The sequence below is a fragment of the Candidatus Zixiibacteriota bacterium genome (assembly GCA_017999435.1).
In the GTDB taxonomy this organism is placed as follows: domain Bacteria; phylum Zixibacteria; class MSB-5A5; order GN15; family FEB-12; genus JAGNLV01.
Genome location: JAGNLV010000001.1, coordinates 577,834 through 601,444, shown reverse-complemented (window position 1 = coordinate 601,444; position 23,611 = coordinate 577,834). Strand labels below are relative to the sequence as shown.

The window sequence follows — 23,611 nt, the reverse complement described above, 5'->3', positions numbered from 1 at the left end:
CGCGGGGCGCTTTTGCGTTTGTGTCGGGGGCGGAGGGCAGGTATACTACGGCGGTGCGGACCGGCGAACCGGTCCCGGCGGTCGGGGGCGGACGGAGCCTACCGGGAGGGGCGGCCCGCGGCGGCGGCAGGGCCGGAGAGAACGCCGATCAAACAACTCAGGGAAGGACAGGTGACCCGTATGCTGATGGAAGATCTGTACCGACAGTTGATGATCCAGATCGGCGAAGATCCGAACCGGGAGGGGCTTCGCAACACACCGCGGCGCGCGGCGCGGGCATTCGAGTTTCTCACGCGGGGCTACAAAGAGGACATCGACGCGATCGTGAACAACGCCCTGTTCGAGGCGGACACGAAAGAGATGATTCTCGTGCGGAATATCGAGATGTACTCGATGTGCGAACACCACCTGCTCCCGTTTATCGGGAAATGCCACGTCGGGTATATCCCGAACCGGAAGGTGTTGGGGCTGTCGAAGGTGGCGCGGATTGTGGATGTCTACGCGCGGCGGCTGCAGATCCAGGAGAAACTGACCAAGGAGATCGGGGAAGCGATCCAGAAGTACACAAACGCGCTGGGGGTGGCGGTGGTGATCGAGGCGCAGCACCTGTGCATGATGATGCGGGGGGTGGAGAAGCAAAACTCGGTGATGACAACGTCGTATATCATAGGGGAGTTCCATGAGGATAATGCGACCCGGGCGGAGTTTTTCAGCCTGATCAACAAGTAAGGGCCGGGCGGGCCGGGGGCGACCGGAGGGGCGGGGGAAAAACGACGGCGGCGGAAAGGACGCGCATGTATCTGACGATCAGCAAGAAATTCGAGATCTCCCTGTCGTACCGCTGGTGGCAGAAGGACTGGCCGGCGCAGCGGAACCGGGCGTTTTACGGTCCGGCGGCGGGCGGCCCGCACGGTTACGGCGCCAACGCATCGGTCCATTTCGTGTTCCACGGGCCGGTCGATCCGGAGAACGGGATGGTGATCAATGTCGCGGAGGTGAAGGAGCGGGTGGGGGGGATGCTCGCCGCGCGGTACGATCACCGGTACCTGAATGTCGACACGCGGCCGTTCGACGAGGTGGTGCCGACGCCGGAGAATATCGCGCGCCAGTTGTGGGCCGACGCCCAGCCGCTGTTCGGCGATGCGGGGGCGGGGCTGGCGGCGGTGCACCTGGAGATGTCGCCCCTGGACAGCGCGACGGCCTACGCGGACGGGCGGGTGGAGCGCGGGTACGGGCTGGAGTTCTCGGCGGCGCGGCGAACCTGGTCGCCGCGGCTGACCGAGGAGGAGAACACGCGGCTGTTCGGGGCGGCGGCCTCCCCCTCGGGGCACGGGCACTGCTACTATTTGCGGGCGACGGCGGCGGGGGAGCCGGACCGGGAGTCGGGGATGATCGTGGCGCCGGAGACGAGCGGCAAGGCGCTGGCGGCGGTGTTTCAGCTGCTCGACCACCGGAATCTCGTGACCGATGTGCCGGAGTTGGCGGGTCGGCCGCTGACGACGGAATCGCTGTCGGGGTTCTTGTTCGCGCGGCTGGCCAACCGGATGCCGCTCGCACGCATGCGGCTGTGGGAGAACCCATATTTCTACACCGACTGCCTGCCCACCGGCGTGTATGTCATGGGGGTGCGGGCCGATTTCCGCGCCGCGCACCGGCTGGCCAGCCCGCGGTACTCGCGGGAGGAGAACGAGCGCACGTACGGAAAGTGCACCAACGCCGCCGGGCACGGGCACCGCTATGTGGTCGAGGCGGCGATCGACGGATACCTGGATGAGGCGAGCGGGGCGCTCTACCCGCTGGAGGATCTCACGAGGGGAGTGCGCACGGCGGTGGCGCCCTGGGACTATGTGCACCTGGATGAGGACACGGACGAGTTCGCCGAGCGGCCGAGCACCGGGGAGAATATCGTGAGCGCGCTGTGGCCCAAAGTGGAGGACGCCCTGGGGCGGCCGCTGTACCGGCTGCGGCTGTGGGAAACGCCGAACAACCGGTTCACGCTGCGGCGGGAAACGCCGGGAGGGGCGGGGCGATGACGGCGGGCGGGGCGCCGGGGCGGGTGCTGATCACGGGGGCCAGCCGCGGGATCGGGCGGGCGCTGGCGGTGCGGCTGGCGGGGCCCGGACGCACGATCGTGGTCCAGGGCCGCGACCGGAGGGCGCTGGAGGAGACAGTGCGCCTGGTGCGGGGGAAAGGGGGGATCGGGGAGGCGATTGCGGCCCGGCTCGACACGGCCCAGGGTGCGGCCGACGTTCTCGCGGCGCTGGGAAAAGGACCGGTCGAGGTGCTGGTCAACAACGCGGGGGTGAGCCGGGTCGCGCCCGTGGGGGAGCTCACGCTCGCCCAGTGGGAGGAGTCGCTGGCGGTCAACGTGACGGCGCCGTTCCTGCTCATGAAGGGGCTGCTGCCGGCCATGGGGCGGGGCAGCTCGATCGTCAACGTGCTGTCGGCGGCGAACAAGGCAACCTTTCCCGGGTGGGGGGCCTACACGATGAGCAAGGCGGCGCTCGAGGGGCTGGCGCGGGTGGTGCGGGAGGAAGTGCGCGGCCGGGGGATCCGGGTGATCGACGTCTACCTCGCGGCCACTGCGACCGACCTGTGGGAGAGGGTGCCGGGCGAGTGGAATCGGGCGGCCATGCTGCGGCCGGAAGAGGCGGCGGAGGCGATCGCCTACGCGCTGGAGCGGCCGGGGGAGGTGCTCGTGGAGAGCATCACGGTGGGCGGGATCGGGGGCAACCTGTAAGAAGGCCCCGGCGATCCGGTCGGAGTCTGGAATCCCCGCGGTGCAAATTCAGAAAGGGGCGCCTCAGACGTGCGCCCGGCCGCGAACTTCAGGCCCGCGGATCCGGACCCGCAGTGCGAGGGTGTCAGACCTCGATGCGGTCGGTCCGGGTGGCGAGGATGAAGTCGTTGATCGAGAGACCGCCGATGGCGTGGGTCCACAGGGTGACGCGGACCTTGTTCCAACCGTGCAGGAAGATGTCCGGATGGTGGCCCTCCTCTTCGGCGACGGCGGCGAGGGCGTTGATGAATTTCACCGCCCGCGCGAAATCTTTGAACGTGAAATCCCGCTCGAGTTTTGTGTCGTTGTCGCTGATGCGCCAAGCGGCCACCTGCTCCAGGTAGACTTCAAAATCCTTGCGCGTCATGGGATCGACGCCCCCCTCGCAGGGGACGCAGTGCCGGAAGGCGAGGTTCTCGGACATAGGGTTCACAACTCCGCAGTTTGAGCCGGCTGTGTTCGGCCGTCAATTTGGCGCGGCGGCGCTGTCCAGCAGCGCCAATCCGTCGCGGATCAGTTTGGCCAGCCCGGGTTCGGCGAGGGCTTTCCTTTCGAGATAACGGCGCAGCGCGGCGGCGAGTTCCGGGTGGAGGCCGCGCTGCCGGCAGATTTCAAGAATCTCCAGGGGAAGGAGCCACTCGCACGGGTACTCGGCCTGGAGGGCCTCCCAGACGGCCGGGAGTGCGGCCAGGCCGCGCTGTCCCTCGCGCACGTCGCGGACCTGCCGGTAGAGGTCGAGGAGGCGGAGGGCGGCGTCGGGCCGGTCGGCCGTGACGGTCCGCTCGCGCGGGACGAGGGAGGGCTGCTGGTAGGCGGATTTGTCGGCGGCGCCGGCGAAGACGGAGACGATGGAGGCGCCGACGGCCATGTCGTAGGGGCCCCACTCGGGGCGGAAGAGGACGGCGGAGCCGTCGGCCACGGTGCAGTCGGAGAAAGTCATGAGGAGGAGGGCGCGGTCGGGGCTGCGGAGAGTGGATTCGAGGCGGCCGCTGAGGCGGAGGCCGCTTTCGAACTCGATGGCGGCGGGGCGGCCGGGTTCGAGGCCGCAAGCAGCGAGGTCGCTGTCGCTCATCCGCTCGAGCGGCGCCGCCTGGCCGCGGAGTGTGCCGATGGGCGATGAGAAGCCGTCGCGATGGCGCTCGCGGCCGTGGCCGGCAAGTTGTCGGCCGTCGAGGGCGAGCGCGGTCGGGCCGGCGGTGCGGAAAAAGCAGGGCGGTGCGCCGGGCCGCCGGGTGCGGACCTCGGCCACGACGCCGGACACCTGGAGGCCGGAGCTGAACTGGGCGGTAGAGACGTTTTCGCACTCAAGGGCTTTGGCCAGCCCCTCGGCCCCGCCGACGCGGAAGGCCATGGTCGCGGCGAACTGCTCGAGGACCTCGGTGAGGCGGGCGAAATCGGGGGTGACGAAGAGGTGGGGTTGTTGGGTCGTGATGTCGAAGGGGTAGTCGGCGGCGTCGAGCGTGTAGGGGATCTTCCTCACCTCGGGACCCAGGCAGGAGGCGGACTCGCCGATGGAGGAGAGCAGGCCGGCGCCATAGATGCGCGGACAGTCGAGGTCGCCGATGAGGCCGTACTCGACGGTCCACCAGTGGAGGCGGGAGAGGCGGGCCATTTCGGAGGGCGGGCCGAGGCCGGCCTGTTTGGCGGCGACGTCCTGTTCGGCGCGGGCGACGGCCGCGGGGTCGGGGCGGTCGGACTCCTTGAGAATCGACAGGCGGCGGATGGCCTCGTAGAGTTCGTAGTCCTTTTTCGACGACATGGCTTTCGCGCCGATGGCGCCGATGCGGCGGAGGTAGTCGGCGTATTCGGGGTCGGCGATGATCGGGGCGTGGCCGGCGGCCTCGTGGATGATGTCGGGCGCGGGGGTGTATTCGATGTGGTCGATCTGCCGCATGGCGGCGGCGATGACGAGGACGTTGTGCGCCTGGAATTCCATGAAGGCGGCCGGCGGGATGAAACCGTCGACGGGGACAGCGGCCCAGCCGAGGCGCCCGAGGATCTCGTTCATGTCCTCGATACTGGGGATCTTCTCGATGCCGATGCCGGTCCGGCGCAGGCCGTCGACATACGCGGGGTGGGCGTGGTCCTTGAGGAACGCGTAGTTCTGGCGCATGACGTAGCGCCAGACGGCGTGGTCGACCGGGGTGTAGGCGGAGTAGTTCTGATCGACGATGAACTGGGCGAGGTGGCCGGGCAGGGCGGCGAGGATGGGGTTGTCCCGGTAGGCGGGGGCGGCGGGGGCGGGTTCGGGAGCCATGGCGTACGTCCTTTCCGCGCGGAGCGGCGATACATGGATTATATGAATCTATTATTGCGATTATAATAGGGGGCGCGCGCGGCGCGCGTCAAGGGAAAAGTGAGGGGGGTCAGGGCCGGTCGAGCTCCGGGAGGCGGCGGAAGAGGTCGAGGGCCTCGGGGTTGGCGAGGGCCGCGCGGCCGGGGACATCGAGGCCGTGGATGAGGCGGGTGACAACGACCTCGACTTTCTTGCCGTTACGGGTGCGGGGGATGTCGTCGACGGCGATGATTTTGGCCGGGACGTGGCGCGGGGTGCGGGCCTCGCGGATGGCCGCGCCGATTCGGCCGCGCAGGTCGTCGGTGAGGGCGACGCCTGGGGCGAGGCGGACGAAGAGGATGATGCGGGTGTCGCCGCGCCAGCGCTGGCCGACGGCCAGGGAGTCGACGACTTCGGGGAGGGCCTCGACGGGGGCGTAGATTTCGGCGGTGCCGATGCGGACGCCGCCGGGATTAAGGGTGGCGTCGGAGCGGCCGTGGACGATGACGCCGCCGCGCGGGGTGATCTCGACAAAGTCGCCGTGGCGCCAGACGCCGGGGAAGTGTGCGAAGTAGGCCCTGCGGTACTTGCTTCCGTCGGGGTCGTTCCAGAAGGAGACGGGACGGGAGGGGAAGCGTTCGGTGCAGACGAGCTCGCCGACGGCGCCGGCGACCGGGCGGCCGCGGTCATCGCAGGTTTCCACTTTCATGCCGAGGCCGCGGCACTGGATTTCGCCGGGGTAAACGGGGAGGAGGGGGCAGCCGAGCATGAAGCAGGAGAGGATGTCGGTGCCGCCGGAGATGCTGGCGAGCTGGAGGTCGCGCTTGACGTTCTCGTACACCCAGGCGAAGCTCCGCGGGGAGAGCGGCGCGCCGGTGGAGAGGATGGTGCGGAGGGGAGCGAGGTCGAACATCTTGCCGGGGGCGAGGCCGGCCTGTTCGCAGGCGGCGAGGAATTTCGGGCTCGTGCCGAACACGGTGATGCCCCGGCGCTCGGCCGCACACCAGAGGCGAGTGAGGTCGGGATAGGAGGGGGAGCCCTGGTAGAGGTATAGCGTCGCGCCCACCTGGAGGGCGCTGGCCAGCCAGTTCCACATCATCCAGCCGCAGGTGGTGTAGTACGTGATGACGTCGTCGCGGCCAAGGTCGGTGTGGAGGACGTGTTCCTTGTAGTGCTGCAGCAGGGTGCCGCCGGCGCCGTGGACGAGGCCCTTGGGGGGGCCAGTGGTGCCGGAGGAGTAGACGATGTAGACGGGGTGGTCGAAGGGGAGCTGGCGGAATTCGATCTCGGCGGCGTCGTTGGCCAGCAGTTCGGCCCAGGCGAGGCTGTTCGGCAGCGCGGCGGGGTCAAACGGGCCGAGGCGCGGGATGACGACGGCCCGGGCGGCGCCGGGGAGGTGTTCGAGGACGCGGGCGACGGTCGCGAGCGAGTCGTACCGCCGACCGTTGTACTGGTAGCCGTCGGCGGTGATGAGAACTTTCGGTTCGATCTGGCCGAAGCGGTCGAGCACGCCCTGGAGGCCGAAATCGGGCGAACACGAGGACCAGACGGCGCCGAGGCTGGTTGCGGCGAGCATGGCCACGACAGCTTCCGGGATGTTGGGGATAAAGGCGGCGACGCGGTCGCCCGGACCGACGCCCATCTTTTTCAGGCCGGCGGCGCAGCGCGCGACGCGCCCGTAAAGGTCGGCGTAGGTGATCGTCTCGACCGTCCCCAGCTCGCACTCGGAGATGATGGCGGTGCGCCGGTCGCGGTAGCGGAGGAGGTTCTCGGCGAAATTCAGGCGGGTGCCGCGGAACCAGACGGCGTTGTCGATGCGGTCGCCCTCGACGACCGCTTCCCAGGGCTGAGAGTGGATGATGCCGGCGAAGTCCCAGACGGCCTCCCAGAAGGACGCGATGTGGTCGACGGAGAACTGCCAGAGGTCGTCGTAGGAGAAAAACTCGCGGCGCGCGCGGCGGCCGAGGAAGCACATGAAGCGGGACAGGTGGCTGCGCTCGACGCGGGACGGCGGGGGGACCCAGAGGGGGGATGGGGCAGGGGCGGTCATGGGAGCGGGTTCTCCAACAGCGGTTCTCCTCAGTGCCGGCCGGGCGGGCGCGGCCGCGCGCCCGGCGTCCGCCTGACAGAACACCCGGCGGGGGCGACGGGTTCACGGAAAATGGATTATATCAATCGATTTTTTGGCCGGAGCCGGCGGCGGCTAGGCGCGGCCCAGGCGGCCGAGATAGAGGAGCGCGTTCCAGGCGAAGGAGACGTCGCCGCGGTCGAGAGCGGCGCACGCGGCGCGTTCGATGAAAGCCGCGGCTTTCGGGTGGCCGGCGCGCTGGAGCAGCACGGCGGCGCGGAGCATCGCGGGGTAGTCGCCGCGCTGCTCGAAACGGAAGAACGCGGACTCGGAGACCTCGAGGCCGGGGCCCGCGGTCTCCGCGGGAGCGGGGGCGGCGAGCTGTTCGACCGCGCACACGGCGGCGTCGGGGTCGGGAATCGCCTCGACCCCGGCCAGGCGCGCGAGGTGGCTGGGGGAGAGGAGGTGCGAGCCGCGGATGAAGGCGGGGAGGGAGTCGACGCCGATACCGCGCCCCCGGGGTTTGGGGACCGCGAAGACGGCGGCGCCGGCGGCGCGGACGTAGTAGTCGGCGCTCTGGCGGCCGACGAGGTCGATGAGGTCGGGGACGATGACGCCGTCGCGGATGACGTCCTCAGCGATGTGGAACTTGACGACCTCGCAGACGGCGAGGTTGCCCGAGCCCGGGAGGCCGCCCAGCTCGAGCATGTGCCGCAGCCGGCACTCCATCTGGAAGGGGGACTCTTTCACCCGGGGCGGGGCGACGAGGTCGGAGGGGACGGGGGTGAGGCCGCTCCTGACGAATTCATCCACCTCGGGCGGGTAGTCGGCGGAGGCGAGGGAGACCTGGTGGACCATGGCGTAGGTGACGGCCTGCACGACGCACTCGCGGGTCGCCACGAGGTTGGCGTAGGTATCCTTGAGCGAGCCGTCGCGGCCGCGCCGGGCGGGGGAAAAGGCGACGATCGGGGGGTTGGCGCCGAAGGCGTTGAAGAACGAGAAGGGGGAGAGGTTGACGGCGCCGTCGGGGGAGATGGTGGAGACGAGGGCGATGGGGCGGGGGCCGACGCCGCCCAGCAGGTAGCGGTGGACCTGTGGCGAAGGGAGATCTTTCGGTTCGAAATGGAGCATACCGGTGTGCGGGCGGTCACGGGGCCGCGGCTGAAGTCTTCTTGCGCGCGAGGATGGAGTAGTCCCGGTCGGCTTTCACGATGCGGTTGCGCAGGACGCCGAGGCGCTCGATCTCGAGTTCGATCGTGTCCCCGGCGCGCAGCCAGACGGGGGTGAAAGACTCGCCGCGCTGGGCGGCCGCCAGCGCCCAGGTGCCGTTGAGCTCGAGGTAGCAGCCGGTGCCGACGGTGCCGGAGCCGATGACATCGCCGGGGAAGAGGTCGACGCCGTAGGAGGCGCGCTCGATGATTTCGGCGAAGGTCCAGGTCATGTCCCTGAGGTTGCCCTCGGAGACGAGCCGGCCGTTGTGGCGGGCGGTCATGCGGAGGTTGTAAGCGGCGCCGCCGGGGGTGGAGAGGCGGCGGTCCGCCAGTTCCTCGGGGGTGACCAGCCAGGGGCCGATGGCGGTGGCGAAATCCTTGCCCTTGGCGGGGCCGAGATTCAATTTCATCTCCTCCATCTGGAGGGTGCGGGCGGAGAAGTCGTTCATGATCGTGTAACCGGCGATCCAGCGGTCGGCCTCCTCGGCGCGGATGTTGCGGCCGGGGCGGTCGATGACGACCGCGCATTCCAGCTCGAAATCGAGGCCGACGAGGTGATCGGTTTCGACGAGGACGTCGCCGGGGCCGACGATCGAGCGGTGATTGGTGAAGTAGAAGACGGGGAACTGGTCGAACTCGGGGATCATGGGGACACCGCGGTTGCGGCGGGCGGTGGCGACATGCTGGCGAAAGGCGTATCCGTCACGGCACGAGGGCGGGTGCGGCACGGGGGCGAGGAGCGCCGCCCCTTCGGAGGGGAGCGGCTCGGCGGCGCCGGCGACGACGGCCTCGTGGACGGCGCGGGCGGAAGCCATCGCCGCTTCGCCCCCGGTCAGGAACTCGGCCATGGTCGAGGGGAGCGGGCGGCCGAGGGCCGAGGCGGCAGCGGCCAGGTCGTAGACGCGGTCGGCGTGGACGAGGCCGAGCCGCTCGGGGTGTTCGGCGGTGCGGAAAGAAACGAGTCTCATCGGGGAACCCTTCGCGGCGGCGTGTCGTCGCTGCCGAGCCGCCCGGTCCGCTGCAGCTCGGCCCACACGCCGGCGATAACGTCGAGGGCGAACGCGGTTTCGTCGTCGGTGCCGGAGTTGATGCGGATTCCGTTGGGGATGCCGTAGGGGGCGACGGGGCGGACGATGAGGCCCTGTTCGAGGCAGCGGCTGTAGAACTCCTCGGCGAGCGCCTGGGAGGGCATGAGCAGGAGGATGAAGTTGGCGTAGGTGTCGATCTGGCGGATGCCGAGGCCGGCGAACGCCTCTCTCATGCGGGCGAGCGAGGCGGTGTTGGTGCGGACGGTGCGCTCGAGGAATTCGTCGTCGTCGAGAGCCGCGATGGCCGCCGCCTGGGCGAGGTGGTGCGGCTCGAAGGGGTAGCGGACCTTGAAAATGGCCTCGATGATGTGGCTGAGGCCGACCGCGAAGCCGACGCGGAGCCCGCCGAGGCCGTAGGACTTCGACAGCGTCCGGGTCACGACCATGTTGTCGTACCAGTACGAGACGCCCTGGGGGTAGTCGGGAAAGACGCCGGCGTACGTGTAGTAGGCCTCGTCGAGGACGACGAGGACATCGCCGGGGACTCTGTCCATGAAGGCCTCGAATTCATCGCGCGGGATCATGGTGCCGGTCGGGTTGTTGGGGTTGGCGATGAAGATGAGGCGGGTGCGGGGCGTGACTGCGCGCAGGATGCCGTCGAGGTCGTACCCGTAGTCCTTGAGCGGGACCTTGCGCAGGGTGCGGCCCTGTTTGAGGGTGCTGACGTAGATGCCGATGAAAGTGCCGTCGGAAGTGAGGACTTCGTCGCCGGGTTCGGAGAAGGCGGCGACGATGTAGCCGAGGAGGGCGTCGGTGCCGTGGCCGCAGACGATGTGTTCGGTTCGGATGCGGTACTTGCGGGAGAGAGCCTGGACGAGTTCCCAGGCGCGGGGGTCGGGGTAGCGGTGCATTTCGGCGACGGCCTCCCGCACCGCGGCCATCGCTCGGGGCGAGGGACCGAGCGGGTTCTCGTTGGAGGCCAGCTTGACGATGCGGGTGAGATTGCGCTCGCGCGCCAGTTCGCCAATCGGCTTGCCGGCGCGGTAGGGTTCGAGGGAGCGGACGTACTCCGGTATATAGATCATGGCAGGCACCTCGTCAGTGGGCACGGTCATCATTTCGCATCCCTCAAGATACATGGTTCGGGGGGCCGATCGCCAGCGGAATCGGCGATCGGTTCAAGCGCGCCCCTGGCCTACGGTTCCAGCCACGACTGGGCGTAAGCCGGGTCGAGCGTTTCTCTCACGTTGAGGGTGGGGCGAAGGGGGGCGTAGGTGTCGATCATGACGGCGTATTCGTCGGTGCCGGGCTTGCCGATCGAGGCTTCGGTCCGGCCCGGCTGGGGGCCGTGGGGCATGCCGCCTGGGTGGAGGGTGATGGAGCCCTCGCGCACCCCGCTGCGGGACATAAAATCCCCCTCGACGTAGTAGAGGACCTCGTCGCTGTCGATGTTGGAGTGCACATAGGGGGCGGGGACGGCGTGGGGGTGGAAGTCGAAGGGGCGGGGGACGAAGTTGCACAGGACGAAGTTGCCGGTCCGCCAAGCGAGGTGGATGGGCGGGGGGAGGTGGATGCGGCCGACCTTGGCGTGGTAATCGCGGATGTTGAAGGCGTAGGGGTAGAGGAAGCCGTCCCACCCGACCACATCAAAGGGGTGGACGGGGGCGATGTGTTCGAAGTAGCGGCGGCCGGCTTTGATGATGATGCGGAATTCGCCGCGTTCGTCTTTGGGGTCGAGAGCGGAGGGGACTTTGAAGTCGCGTTCGCAGTAGGGGGCGTGTTCCTCGAGCTGGCCGTAGTCGTTGCGGTACTCGCGGGGGATCTCGAAAGCGGTGTCGGATTCGACGATGAGGAGTTTGGTGTTCGCGTAGTCGTCGAATTTCATCTGCCAGGTGACGGCGCGGGGGATGATGAACTGGTCTCCCTCGAGGAAGGGGATGTCGCCGAACTCGCTCTTGAAGAGGCCGCGGCCGCGGTGGACGAGGACATACTCGGCGGCGTAGGCGTTGCGGTAGAAATCCGGCGTGTCTTCGGTGACGCGGGCGGCCGAGATGACGGTGTGGGGGTTTTCGAGGAAGATGTGGCGGGCGGTGATGAAGTTGCCGCCGCCGGGCTTGTCGTCGGTGAAGAAGTGGTAGTAGAGGACCTCGGCCTCGGGCCAGCCGACGTTCTTGTGGAAGGGGATCTCGCGCGAGCGGGCCACCTGGGTGGGCATATGGAGGCGGTACCGGGTGGCATAGACGCCGGAGAAGCCCTTGCTGGAGAAGAGTTCCTCGCGGTAGAGGGACACGCCGTCGGGCTTGTAGAAAGTCGTGTGTTTCACGCGCGGCAGGTCGCCGAGACGATGGTAGAACGGCATCGGGAGGTTCCTTTCCTTCAGCGGGAGGCGCCGATCAGCAGATTGGCGCGGTTTCCACTTTGTCCTTTTCGAGGTTGCCCCGGAGTTTCTGGTCGAGTTCGATGGATTCGAAGAGCGCCTGGAAGTTGCCCTTGCCGAACCCCTCGCTGTTGCCGACGCGCTGGATTACTTCGAAGAAGAAGGTCGGGCGGTCGCCGATCGGTTTGGTGAAGAGCTGGAGCAGGTAGCCGTCGCTCTCGATGTCGCAGAGGATGCCGTGCTGTTTGAGCAGGGCGAGGTCCTCCCGCAGGCGGGACATGACCTCGGAGCGGCCGCGGAGCCGGTCGTAGTAGGCGTCGGGGACAGCCAGGAACTCGACGCCGTTGCGACGGAGGGCGGACACGGTGGCGACGATGTCGCCGGTGCGGAGGGCGACGTGCTGGATGCCGGAGCCGCGGTACTGCTCGATGAACTCCTCGATCTGGGACTTCTTGAGTCCCTCGTACGGTTCGTTGATGGGGTTGCGGATTTTTGAGTCTTTCGAGCGCACAACTTTCGACAGCAGGGAGGAATACCTGGTGCTGATGTCGCCGGGGCCGAAATCGACGAAGGTTTCGAAATCCATGGTGTTGTTGAAATACTCGGCCCAGAGGTTCATCTCGTTCTCGCGGACGTTGCCGACGATGTGATCGACGGCGAGCAGGCCGGTGTCGTCGCGCCCGGCGTCGAAGGAGAAGAGGGGTTCGCAGAAGCCGGGGCGGAAGATGTGGCGGTAGTGGTCGCGGTTGACGTAGACGAGTTCGGTGTCGTCGTAGAGGCGGATGGCGGCTTCGTCGATGTAGCCGTGGCGATTGGAGATGCGTTCGGGGCGTTTGACCATGACGGCGCCCCGTTTGGCGGCGTAGGCGAAGGCGTCCTCCACGGAATCGACCTCGACCGCCCAGCGTTTGACCCCGTCGCCATGCTTCGTGATCCACCCCCAGATGTCCCAGGTGTCGGGCTGGAGGGGGGAGGTGACGACGAATTTGAGGCGGTGGCGGGTGAGATAGAAGGAGATGCGGTCGCGGACGCCGGTTTCGGGGCCGGCATAGCCGGTGAGCTGGAGGCCGAGGGCGCGGGCGAACCAGAAAGCGGTCATGCGGGCGGAGCCGACATAGAATTCCACGTAGTCGTAACCGCGAATACCGAGCGGGCTGCTCATGTCAAGTCTCCTCTCTATCGGTTTTTCGGGATCGGGTCGGCAACGCAGCGACGGCCGCCGGGGGCGGCGGCACGGGCCGCGGGCGCCGCTACTAACGGCAAAAACAGGATAGGCTTGGGATTGTTCCCGGCCAAACGGGCACCGGCGCGCGTGGTCGGCCGGCCCGGAAAACCGCTGCCGGGGGCCGGCCGCAGGGAGCGGCCGGTTTGACTATCGGCTTGACACAAGACTATTTTCAGTGTATTCTAAAAGGTCAACAGACTGGTTCGGGGCGGGGCAGAAGGGGAAACATTCCGTCTGGCGGGGGAAGCCAGGCGAGGAGGAAGAGGCGGTACCCGGATGGCGGGGAGGGCGGACAGGTCGGGGCCGGCGTCTCAATCGGCCGGCCGGATTATCACGGAAGTTTAATGAGTACGAATCGCACGGCAAACGCGGCCGCCGGAGCAGCCCGTTGGCACGGAAATGATAGAGGGCGTCGCGCCGACGGTGCGAAGCGGCGCTCGGTTCGCGATAACTGACAGTGGCCTGAGGTCCCGCGCCGGCCAGACCGACCGGGGCGGGGAAGCAATAACTCCAAGAAGGAGGTGCATATGAAGCTCATCAGACTGCCCAACGATCTGATGGTGAAGAGGCCGCACTACATCATCTGCAAGGTGAATGGTCCGTTGAAGATCATTTGCGGAGTGTGGTGAGAACGGCCGTTTGAGTCGAAGCTGCACCGGCCATCGGGGCCGGTGCAGCGTCACATGAGCACAGGCGGGGCAACCCGACAGCATTGTGAGAGGACGCCGTGAAGCCGTCGCCGTACAATCACTTCATCCCGGCCCGGGACGGGATCATCCTGGCCTACAACAGTTATTCGGGGGCGCTGGCCGAGATCGAGCCGGAGCACTATGGGCGGGTCCAGGAGCTGCTCGCCGACCCGGGCCTGTCCGCGAGCGCGCAGGACGCGGAGTTCGTGGCCTGCCTGCAGGCGGGCGGGTTTTTAATTCCCGACGGGATCGACCAGTTCGGGGCGCTGCGGTCGGCGGCCAAGCAGGTGCGTCTCGGGGGGGTGGTGTTGACGCTGACGATTGCGCCGACGCTGGCGTGCAACTTTGCCTGCGACTACTGCTTTGAATCGCGTTCGGCGGTGACGATGAGCCCGGAGGTGCAGGAGGCGCTGCTGCGGTTCGCCGAGCGGCAACTCGTGCGGTCGGAAATGCTGCGCGTGTGCTGGTTCGGCGGGGAGCCGACGCTCTGCCTGCCGCTGGTCGAGCGGCTGCAGCGGCAGTTGCTGGAGCTGGCGGCGAAACGGCGGGCCAACGTGATCCCGGGGTCGATCATCAGCAACGGCTACCTCCTCGACGGGGCGGCGGCGCAGCGGCTGAAAGAGCTGGGGATTGAACGGGCGCAGGTGACGATCGACGGTCCGGAGGGGGTGCACGATGCCCGGCGGAAGCTGCGCAGCGGCAAGGGGACGTTTCAGCGGATTATCGCGAATCTGCGCGAGACGGCGGGGATTCTCGACATCAACGTGCGCATCAACATGGACAAGGAAAATATCGATTCGGCCTGCGAGGTGATGGCGCTTTTGGACCGGGAGGGGATCCTGCCGCGCGTGAAGGTGCAGTTTGCGCAGGTGCGGTCGACCGGGGCGGCCTGCAGCGACACGCGCGACCGGTGCTACACGGACGAGGAGTTCGCCCGGACGCAGGTGGAGCTCTACCGGCAACTGCTCCGGCGGGGCATCCGCCAGGTGGAGTACCCGCAGGCGCTCGGGGGCGCGGGGTACTGCAGCGCGCTGTCGGAGACGCACTACGTGGTCTCGCCGCAGGGGTATCTCTTCCGGTGCTGGGAGGAGCTGTCGACCGATCCGGCGCGGTCGATCGGGAGTCTTCTTCAGACGGCGCCGGAGGACTACCAGGCGGCCAACGCGAAAAGCTACCGCGACTGGGATCCCTACGCCCTGGGCGAATGCCGGGCCTGCGCCGTTCTCCCGCTCTGCGCCGGGGGCTGCCCGCTGCGGGCCAAGGAGAAACGGGGGGAGCAGCGCGGCGAGTGCGTGACCTGGAAATATAATCTCCCGGGGATGGTGGCCGTGTCGTATGAGGCGCAGGTGCAGGCGCCGACAGGGGCGGACCAATGAGCGCCGAGCCCGGCGGCACCCCCTACATCATCGCGGGGTGGGAGATCACCAGCCAGTGCAACCTGCGCTGCCCGCACTGCTACACGGCGGCCCGGACGCGGCCCCACGACGAGATGGGGACGGAGGTCTGCAAGGGGGTGATCGAGGCCATGGCGGAAATCGGGGTGCGCATGATCGGCTGGACGGGCGGGGAACCGCTCCTCCGGGAGGACCTCGAGGAACTGACCGCCTACGCCGGGGAGCGGGGGATCAACTGCAACATCACGACCAACGGGGTGCTGCTTGACCGGCGGCGGGCGGAGGGACTGGTGGCGGCCGGCCTGCGCGCTTTCCAGATCAGCCTTGACGGATCCACGCCCGAGCGGAATACGCGGATGCGGGGGACGGACGAGGCCCAGTTCGAGAAGATAGTCGCGGGGATCCGCGTCTGCAAAGAGCTCGGAGCGCGGGTGTTTCTCGCCATGCTGATCGGGGAGGAGAATATGGACGACGGCGCGCGGATGGTCGAGTTGGCCAAGCGGGGGGGGGTCGACGCCGTGCGGTTCTGCGGCTACACGCCGGCCGGGCGGGGGCGGCGCCGCGATGTGAAGAGCCGGCTGGGGTTCACCGATGTGCAGCGCCTGCTCGAGTTCGCCGAGACGATGGAGAAGGATGCGTCGATGGTGATTGATTTCGACGTGGCCTGGGGGCCGGTGCCGCCGACGTTCGGGTTCCACCAGTGCACGGCCGGCGTGGAGACGTTCTACCTGAAGGGGAACGGCGACATCTACCCGTGCACGGCGCTCTCGCACCGGCGGTTCCGGGTGGGCAATATCCGGCAACGGCCCCTGCCGGAGATCTGGCATTCGCCGGAGATGTCGGCGATGTCGCGGTATCCGCGGGAGCGGGTGAAAGAGCCCTGCCGATCGTGCGACAATTTCTCAGCCTGCCGGGGGGCGTGCCGGGCGGGGGCCTTCGTCCACACCGGCGATCTCGACGCGGCGCACCCGCTGTGTCTGTACCTGGCGGCGCGGGAGCGGGCCGCGGTGCGGCGATAGGGACGGAAGAGAGCCACAGAAGGCGCTTGACAATAGAGACTTGCCGCGATATCGTCAAGCAAGGCAAATCGAGACAGCTTTATCGCTGCAGCAGACCCTCGTTGAAACTCAACATCGTGTGACAACTGCCTTCAGCCGGGACTCCGAATGACATCTCGGGCAGGGTCGTCTCCCGGCCGGAACATGATCGGCGGCAAAGCCGACGTTGGTCGGAAACAGTTGGCCCCTTCAGACGACGCAGGGAAGTTCATCGTTACACCTGGAGTCCGGGAAGATCGATGAGGCGGACGTTCGACGGACGTTGCCCGAGCGGGTGACGAAGTGTCGGTCCGAAGCGGTTCTCAACGAGACGAGGTGTCATGTGAGGGGTAACTCGCAGATTGCGGGGGCTCTTGCGGCTGTCGTGACCATGGCGGCCGCGGTGGTGAGTCTGTCGTGGACAGCGGCGGCTGTCGCTGAGGAAGGGGCAGGTTCGGCTCCAAGTTTTCAGGAGGTGCGGCTGGCGGCAAGTGATGTGACGCCGATCGAGAAGGATGGTTGTCCTACGGTCTACTATTACGACGAGGAATCAACGGCGTATGTCGTCTGGAGGTTGCCGCAAGAGGGGGTCGAGGAGTTCGGCGAGCGATTCGATCAGGAGGGGGTCTCGGTCTGTACTCTTGTGACGGTCCGGGCGCTGCTGTATGGGCCACAGATGGCGGGCTCGCCGGATGTGGAGGTGGTGGTGTATCAGGATGACGGTACGGGGCTGCCGGGCGCTCAGCTGGCCGCGGTCACCGTTCCGAACGCCTCCCTGCCCACCACCGGCCTGGGCTGGATCGAGGCCGATTTTTCGCCGAGCAGCCTGGTTTTCAGCGAGGGAGAGACCTACCACCTCACCCTGCGCGTTTCGCCGGCGGTAGCCGGAGATACCGTATCGCTGTGCAGCGATGAGGCGACCGGTCCTCACTCGGGAGAGAACCGGTCAGAGTACTTCGACGGCGACGCGTGGTGGACGCTCAGCTCGGCCGTTGGAACGGACTACGTGTTCGTATTTGAAGCGGAGATAGATTTCGGCTGCGATACTACCTGCTGCGTCGGCGGCGCCGGGAATGTGAACGGGGATCCCGTCGACAAAGTCGACGTGGCGGATCTGACATTCCCCGTGTCGTACCTGTTCCGCGGGGGAGTGGAGCCGCCGTGTCGGGAAGAGGCCAACGTCAACGGCGATCCCGACGGTGATGTGAGTGTTTCGGACCTAACGCTTCTCGTCGGGTACCTCTTCCGCGGGGGGCCGGCGCCGGCGCCGTGCTAGACCCCGGACCGCGCGGAGACACAGCTTCGGAAGTCGAAAGAGACGGGCGGCCGCCCGCAATCGGACGATCGGCCCTTCCTATCTCAAGCCGGTGGGGTGGGCGATCGAAAGAACCTTTTTCCTTATTGCAGTGCGAAACGGGGAGTGGTAGATTGAGCCATCCTGAAGGCAGGTCGGTGCGATGGTCATCGCACGCATCCGCGAAACAATTATGTAAGCACTTACGTACACTCGGATGATAGAGGGAGCCCGAAGACAATGGACGTGATCGAACAACTCGGCTCGCTGGCGTTGGCGACCCGGCTGCGCCGACTGGCGGACCGCCTCCAGAGGGATGTGTCACAGGTGTACCGGGAGCTCAATGTCGAGTTTGAGGCGCGCTGGTTTGCGGTCGTGTACTACCTGAAGGACCACAACGAGGCGCCGCTGACGACGGTGGCGACGGATCTGGGGCTGACTCATCCGGCGATCAACCAGGTGGCGGGGCAGTTGACGCGGCGCGGACTGTTGCGGTCCACCCGCGACCCCGGCGACTACCGTCGGCGGCTGCTGAGTCTGACCGACCGCGGGCGGGAGACGGTCAGGGCGCTGGAGCCGGTGTGGGCGGTGATCGCGGACGCTTCGACCGAGCTCGGGAGCACCGACGGGAGCGACATCCTTGAGGCGCTCCGGCGTCTGGAGCGGCAGCTCGACGAGACGAGCATGTACGAGCGCGTCATGACCAGACTTCGGCGGGAGGGAATTCTTCCGTAACGGCTCCCGCACGACCAACATCCGAAGTGCGGAGGTGAGCGATGAAGTTTCAGGCGTTGTGGGCTGCAATGATGTGGGCGGCGGTTGCCGTGTTCGCCGGCGGGCCGGAGGCCGGGGCGCAGGCGGATCCCGACGACACCGGGCCGGCGATCGACCGGACGGTCAAAGCGGAGATCATCGACAGCGTGACGGCGGCGCTCGACCGCTACTACGTCTTCCCGGACGTCGCGAAGAAGATGGGGGAGCACGCGCGCCGGCAGTTGAAGAAGGGGGCGTACGACACGCTGGCGACGGTGGGGACGTTCGCGCGGGGGCTTTCGGAGGATCTGCTGACGGTGTGCCACGATCGGCATTTCGGGCTGCGGTATGTCCCGCGGGCGCAACTGGAGGCGATGCTCGACACGATCAACCGTCCCACGGCGGCCGAGGAGCTGCGCCGGGCGCGGCTGGACAATTTCGGGTTCCGCAAAGCCGAACAACTGCCGGGCAACGTGGGGTACCTGAAGCTGGACGGTTTCAGCGGATTGCCGGAAGCGCGGGCGACGGCGGTCGGGGCGATGCATTTTCTGGCTCACACCGACGCGCTCATTATCGACCTGCGCGACAACGGTGGGGGCAGCCCGGATATGATCCAGATTCTGACGAGTTACTTCTTCAAGGACCAGGTGCACCTGAATACGTTCTATGTACGCGAGACGGACTCGCTGCAGCAGTTCTGGACGACGAGCTATGTCGACGGCGAGAAGATGGCCGACGTCCCCCTGTACGTGCTCACCTCGGGGGGCACCTTTTCGGCGGCGGAAGAGTTTACGTACAATCTGAAGAATCTGAAGCGGGCGACGGTTGTCGGGGAGACCACGGGCGGTGGGGCGCACCCGGTGGCGACGCACGGATTTCCGAACCTCGAGGTGGGCGTGAGGGTGCCGTTCGGGCGGGCGATCAACCCGATTTCGGGGACGAATTGGGAAGGGACGGGGATCGCACCGGACATCGCGTGCGCAGCCGACCGGGCGCTCGAGGTCGCGCTTCTGGAGGCCTACCGGAAGCTGAAAGCGGAGTGCGGGGACGAGCAGTTGCTCGCGACCTACGATTGGCAAATCGACGGGCTGGAGGCGCAGCGGAACCCGGTGACGCTCGAGGCCGCGGCGCTGCAGGAATATGTCGGCGATTTCGGACCCCGGCGCATCGCGCTGGAGAACGGCGCGCTGGTGTACCAGCGCGAGGGAAATCCGAAATTCCGGATGACGCCAATGGGCGGGGACCTGTTCATGTTTGCGGACATCCCGTATTTCCGGCTGAAGTTTGTGCGGGATGCAGGCGGGGGGATCGTGGCGGTCGAAGGGCATTACGAAGGGGGGCAGGTGGACCGGAACGAACGGACGTGAGGGGGGCGGCAAGCAGATTGGCAGGCCGCCGGGATTTCCCGGCGGCCTTTTTTTTGCCGCCGGCGCGGCCGTAAAATGATCCTTGACTCCGGACTCTCCGTTGCCTAGGCTATGGGCGTGAGTTGGGCGTGACGACCGGAGTGCGGGATGCGGATCGCGCCGGCGCAGGGCTGTACGGCCGAGACGGATCTCCAGAGCGAACAAGGGTAGGACGCAGGCGAAGGACTCATGACGGAGGTTTCCATGAGGAGAGCGATGCTGGTGACGGCGGCGGTCTGGCTGGCGCTGTGCGGGAGTGCGGCCGGCGCGGGACCGGAGTACGGGGAGATTGCCGAAGCCGAGTGGCAGATCGGTCCCCCGGCGGATTATCCCGAGGCGAACGCGGTCGTGATCTTCGACCGGGTGTACCGGTCGATGACGATCCCGCAGGGCGAGTTCTCCCCCCAGCTCGAGCTGCGGCGGCACGTGCGCATGAAAGCGTTCAACAAGGCCGGGGCGGAAGAGATCGGTAATGGGTCGTTCGGGCACTCGGAGAAGGACCATGTCAGCGACCTCTGTGCGCACACGGTGACTCCCGACGGGCAGGTGTTCAAGGTCAACGACAAGGATTTCCTGACGAGGAAGGCGGGCTCGACGACAATCGTCACGTTTGCATTTCCGCAGGCGGACAGCGGCTGTATCCTCGAGTTCACCTACAAGGTGTGGGGGGGAAGCTACATCCGCTGGGAAACGATTCCGTTCAGCCATGAGGTGTACACGCTGGAGACGGAATATGTCCTTGAGGTCCCGGTGGGGCCGCAGTATCAATACCGGGCGCACAACCTGCCTGCGGGAACAGGGAATCCCGTGGTCGAGAAACTTCCCGGCACCGACATGAAGGCCAAGAAGCGGTTCACGTGGCGGGTGCAGAATGTTCTGCCGGTGCAAGACGAGCCCTACATGGGGTTCGAGCGGGACTATGTGCCCGCGGTGAGCCTGGTTCTCTCCGACCTGTCGCGGAAGGCGACGGTAGCCGACGCTGTCGAGCAGTGGAGCACGATCGGGCAGTTGTGGGAAACGGCGGTTGTCGATGAGTATTGCAGCGAGCCGCGGGATTTCAAGAAGAGGTTGCGGGAGATCGTGAAGGGGCTGAAGACGGACTATGACAAATCGAAAGCTCTGTACAGCTTTGCCGTGAGCACGATCGAGACGCGGCAGGACGGGTTCGACGACGGTTTCCACCATGACAACCTGGCCGGCCTGTGGCGGGAGAAGTTCGGCACCGCGGGCGAGAAAAACCTGCTGCTGCTGGCGATGCTCCGGTCGGAGCGGATCCGGGCCTGGCCGATCATGATCTGCACGCGGGACGTCGCGGCGTTCGAGCCCACTTGGGTCGATCCCCTTCAGTTCTCGCACATGATCATTTTCGCCGAGGTCGAGCAGGGGGGAATTTACCTCGACGCCACCACGAAGTACAATGCCTACGGCACGCTGCCGCCGGTTTGTCGGACGGACATCGGCCTGCTGCTGGACGGGGACAAATCGGAACTGGTGAAAGTGGTGACGAACGACCCGCCGTCGAGCCGCATCGACCTGATCGTCTACCGGATGGACGCCGAGGGGAACGCCGCCTGCTCCACCTCGGCGCTTTTCACGGGCTATCTGTGCAGCAACTACGGGCGCCGCTACGAGACGCGGGAAGCGAACGACTTTTTGGACCGCGACATTCTCAATGTCGATGCGCCCGGCTACCGGCGGGGGAGTTTTGAGGCGACGCTGGATTCGCTGGGGCGGCTGCGCGTCATGACCGGCTACGCGGTCGAGGGGGCGGGGCGGCGGTTGGACGACCACCTCGCGGTGAACTGCCCGGCGACCATGTTTTCCCGCAATCCGTTCGAGAGCGAACGGCGCGTCTTCCCGGTCAATTTCAACCACGCCTTCACCTACCAGGCGATCGCGCGCATTGTCGGGCCGGAGGGTTCCACGGTCAGCCAGCTCCCCCCGGATACGTCCTTCGCCTACGAAGGTCTCCTCTACGAACGGCAGTCGTCGTCGGAAGGGCAGGCGGCGCAGGTGCACAGCAAGTTCACGGTGAGCCGCCCGCTCTTCGAGGTCGACGAGTACATGATGGTGCGGCTGTTTTTCCAGAGAGTGGAGTCCGCGCTGGGCGAACAGGTGGTGTTCACGACGGCCAAGGAGGGCTTGTGAACCGGCGGGTGTGGGGATTTCTGGCGGCGGGGCTGCTGGGATGGAGCGACGCCGCGGCGGCGCCGGCGGAGGCCGACGACCGGGGCGGGTATTTCGAGAACCGGCAGTGGGTGACCGAGGTGGAGGCCAATGGGCTGCGGCATCGGGTAAGGGCGCGTCTCGTCATCCTCAATGCCCGGGGCGACAAGTTCGCGGGGGTGGCGGTCAGCGGCGACCAGTTCAATCAGATCGAGGATTTCCGGGCGAGCGTTTACCGGGCGGACGGGAAGAAGGTTTATGAGCGGAAGTTGAAGGATATGTTCCGGACCTGCGGATTCGGGCCGTCGTACGCGCTCTACTCCTCCAACTGCACGTACTCCCTCGACCTTCCCGGCCCGGCCTACCCCTATACGATTGAGTACGAGTATGCGGTGCGTTCGAAGTCGCTGTTTTTCCTGCGGGGCGCGGCCATGCAGAGTTACCTGCCGGTGGTGCGTGCGCTCTGCCAGGTGACGGCGCCGAGCGAACCGCCGCTGCACTACAAGGTGTACGGGCTGGCCATAACGCCGCGGGTGGTGCGGACCGGGGAGAAGACATTATACGAGTTTGCGGCGGGGAATCTGGCGCCGCTGCCGAACGAATCGCAGCTTCCGCCGGAGGCCGAGTACCCGGGGCGGGTGGCGTTTTCGCCGCACGCCTTCCGCCTGGAGAACAGCGCCTACAGCGGTTTCTCGTGGCGCGAAGTGGGGAACTGGTACCGGACGCTCGCGGCCGACCGGTATCTCGCATGGAAGGCCGGGGTGACGGCGGGCGATGTGCGGCAAATGGCGCGCGAGGCCTATGAGCGCGTCACCGGGAACACGCGGTACGTGGCGGTGTCGATCGGGATCGGCGGGTGGCAACCCCACGCCGCCGCCGAGACGCAGAAGCTCGGCTATGGCGACTGCAAGGACATGACGACGCTGCTGGTGTCGTACCTGCGGCAGGCGGGGGTGGCGGCGTACCCGGCGCTCATCTCGACACGCGGGGCAACGCCCATCGATCCCGATTTCCCCACTTTCGACTTCAACCACGTCATCACGGCGGCGCTGATCGACGGGGACACGCTGTGGATGGACCCGACCTGCGACCTCTGTCCCTTCGGCCAACTGCCGTTGGGTGACCAGGGGATGCCGGTGCTTTTGGTGACCGACAGCGGGGGCGTTCTCGTGCGGACGCCGGCGGCGAAGGCGGAGGACAACGTGTGGGCGCGGCGGACGCATCTGGCGATCGGCGCGGACTACCGGGTGAATCTCAGCGCCGAGTGGGAGCTGTGCGGGGTCCCGGCGCTATGGCTGGAAGCAATGTTCACAGCGTCGGATAGCGAGGATCGGAGGCTGATGGTGGGGCAACTGCTGACCGGCGACAACGGCGGCTATCGGGTGACGGAGGCGTCACTGACAAGGAGGCCGGCGGACTCGGGGGGAGGGGTCGCGGTGCGCGTGGCGGCGGTGTCGGAGCGGCCGGTCGACCTGGTCAAGGGGACGGCCTATGTGCAGCCGGCGGTGTACCGGGACTTTGCGGAAGTGCGCGCTCTCGATTTTGCGACCCGGCGCTACCCGGTGGACCTGGAGGTTCCGCAGCTCATGACGGATGAGGTGACGGTGACCTGGCCCTCGATGGGGACGGCGACGGCGGAAGGGCCGGGGGCGGACTCGATCGCCTGCGGCCACGGGTTCTGGCGGCGGACGGCCGCCGCCGCGGACAGCGCGGCGGTGCGGCTGACGATGGAGGCAGCCTGCTTAGGGTCGGTGGTCGAGGTCGGGGAGCTGCCGACGTTCGCGGAGTATCTGAAGAAGCGGCAGGCCAGGGAGCGCGAGCCGATACGGTTGACAGCTTCGGGGGCGGCGGGCCGGTGAGCGGCCGTTGGCGGCTTGGCGAATAAAGACAACGGGCGGGGCCGTGAGGC

18 protein-coding genes are annotated in these 23,611 nt (G+C 67.0%); 10 read left to right on the top strand and 8 right to left on the bottom strand.

The genetic code is table 11. The annotated features are described in order from the left end of the window. Window positions 1–180 precede the first annotated feature (180 nt). The 3 genes from folE (at window position 181) to KA261_02635 (ending at window position 2,740) form a co-directional block, all read left to right on the top strand. Window positions 181–729: a GTP cyclohydrolase I FolE gene (folE, locus tag KA261_02645; protein MBP7696685.1), complete on the top strand. Its 549-nt coding sequence runs from the start codon at window positions 181–183 to the stop codon at window positions 727–729. A gap of 65 nt (window positions 730–794) precedes the next feature. Next, window positions 795–2,033 (top strand): 6-carboxytetrahydropterin synthase, encoded by a 1,239-nt coding sequence (locus KA261_02640; GenBank protein MBP7696684.1) that lies wholly within the window; start codon window positions 795–797, stop codon window positions 2,031–2,033. After that, window positions 2,030–2,740, top strand: coding sequence for an SDR family NAD(P)-dependent oxidoreductase (locus tag KA261_02635; GenBank protein MBP7696683.1), 711 nt, complete (start codon window positions 2,030–2,032; stop codon window positions 2,738–2,740). Before KA261_02640 ends, KA261_02635 begins: the two co-directional genes overlap by 4 nt. 124 nt (window positions 2,741–2,864) lie before the next feature. On the opposite strand, the gene KA261_02630 is transcribed toward KA261_02635, so the two are convergent. The 8 genes from KA261_02630 to hppD all read right to left on the bottom strand — a co-directional run bounded on the left by KA261_02630 (window position 2,865) and on the right by hppD (window position 12,900). After that, window positions 2,865–3,203 (bottom strand): 4a-hydroxytetrahydrobiopterin dehydratase, encoded by a 339-nt coding sequence (locus KA261_02630; GenBank protein ID MBP7696682.1) that lies wholly within the window; start codon window positions 3,201–3,203, stop codon window positions 2,865–2,867. Window positions 3,204–3,245: 42 nt separating this feature from the next. Beyond that, entirely contained in the window at window positions 3,246–5,036 is a 1,791-nt protein-coding gene (locus KA261_02625; GenBank protein MBP7696681.1) for an aromatic amino acid hydroxylase, read from the bottom strand. A gap of 109 nt (window positions 5,037–5,145) precedes the next feature. Further along, entirely contained in the window at window positions 5,146–7,104 is a 1,959-nt protein-coding gene (locus tag KA261_02620; GenBank protein MBP7696680.1) for an acetoacetate--CoA ligase, read from the bottom strand. A 153-nt stretch (window positions 7,105–7,257) separates the two neighbouring features. Beyond that, on the bottom strand, window positions 7,258–8,253 hold the full coding sequence (locus tag KA261_02615) for a flavin reductase family protein (GenBank protein MBP7696679.1): 996 nt from the start codon (window positions 8,251–8,253) through the stop codon (window positions 7,258–7,260). A gap of 16 nt (window positions 8,254–8,269) precedes the next feature. Beyond that, entirely contained in the window at window positions 8,270–9,301 is a 1,032-nt protein-coding gene (locus KA261_02610) for a fumarylacetoacetate hydrolase family protein (GenBank protein ID MBP7696678.1), read from the bottom strand. Further along, complete coding sequence (locus tag KA261_02605) at window positions 9,298–10,446, bottom strand: histidinol-phosphate transaminase (protein ID MBP7696677.1); 1,149 nt, start codon at window positions 10,444–10,446, stop codon at window positions 9,298–9,300. Before KA261_02605 ends, KA261_02610 begins: the two co-directional genes overlap by 4 nt. Window positions 10,447–10,556: 110 nt before the next feature. Next, entirely contained in the window at window positions 10,557–11,720 is a 1,164-nt protein-coding gene (locus tag KA261_02600; protein ID MBP7696676.1) for a homogentisate 1,2-dioxygenase, read from the bottom strand. 34 nt (window positions 11,721–11,754) lie between these two features. Next, a complete protein-coding gene (gene hppD, locus KA261_02595; GenBank protein MBP7696675.1) occupies window positions 11,755–12,900 on the bottom strand; it encodes a 4-hydroxyphenylpyruvate dioxygenase in 1,146 nt (381 codons plus the stop codon). 790 nt (window positions 12,901–13,690) lie between these two features. Between hppD and KA261_02590 the strand changes: the two genes are divergently transcribed. From KA261_02590 to KA261_02560, 7 genes are all read left to right on the top strand, one after another. Beyond that, a complete protein-coding gene (locus KA261_02590; GenBank protein ID MBP7696674.1) occupies window positions 13,691–15,028 on the top strand; it encodes an SPASM domain-containing protein in 1,338 nt (445 codons plus the stop codon). Then, window positions 15,025–16,065 carry a radical SAM protein gene (locus KA261_02585; GenBank protein MBP7696673.1) on the top strand — a complete coding sequence of 347 codons (1,041 nt, stop codon included), beginning with the start codon at window positions 15,025–15,027 and terminating at the stop codon, window positions 16,063–16,065. The genes KA261_02590 and KA261_02585 overlap by 4 nt, the downstream gene beginning before the upstream one ends. A 361-nt stretch (window positions 16,066–16,426) precedes the next feature. Continuing rightward, on the top strand, window positions 16,427–17,359 hold the full coding sequence (locus KA261_02580) for a hypothetical protein (protein MBP7696672.1): 933 nt from the start codon (window positions 16,427–16,429) through the stop codon (window positions 17,357–17,359). A gap of 258 nt (window positions 17,360–17,617) precedes the next feature. Next, the gene (locus tag KA261_02575; GenBank protein ID MBP7696671.1) at window positions 17,618–18,112 is read left to right on the top strand and encodes a MarR family transcriptional regulator; all 495 of its coding nucleotides are present in this window, start codon (window positions 17,618–17,620) and stop codon (window positions 18,110–18,112) included. Window positions 18,113–18,153: 41 nt separating this feature from the next. Then, window positions 18,154–19,497 (top strand): S41 family peptidase, encoded by a 1,344-nt coding sequence (locus KA261_02570; protein MBP7696670.1) that lies wholly within the window; start codon window positions 18,154–18,156, stop codon window positions 19,495–19,497. Window positions 19,498–19,740: 243 nt separating this feature from the next. Continuing rightward, window positions 19,741–21,684, top strand: a complete 1,944-nt coding sequence (locus tag KA261_02565; GenBank protein ID MBP7696669.1) for a DUF3857 domain-containing protein — start codon at window positions 19,741–19,743, stop codon at window positions 21,682–21,684. Next, window positions 21,681–23,561 (top strand): DUF3857 domain-containing transglutaminase family protein, encoded by a 1,881-nt coding sequence (locus tag KA261_02560; GenBank protein ID MBP7696668.1) that lies wholly within the window; start codon window positions 21,681–21,683, stop codon window positions 23,559–23,561. Before KA261_02565 ends, KA261_02560 begins: the two co-directional genes overlap by 4 nt. Window positions 23,562–23,611: the final 50 nt, after the last annotated feature.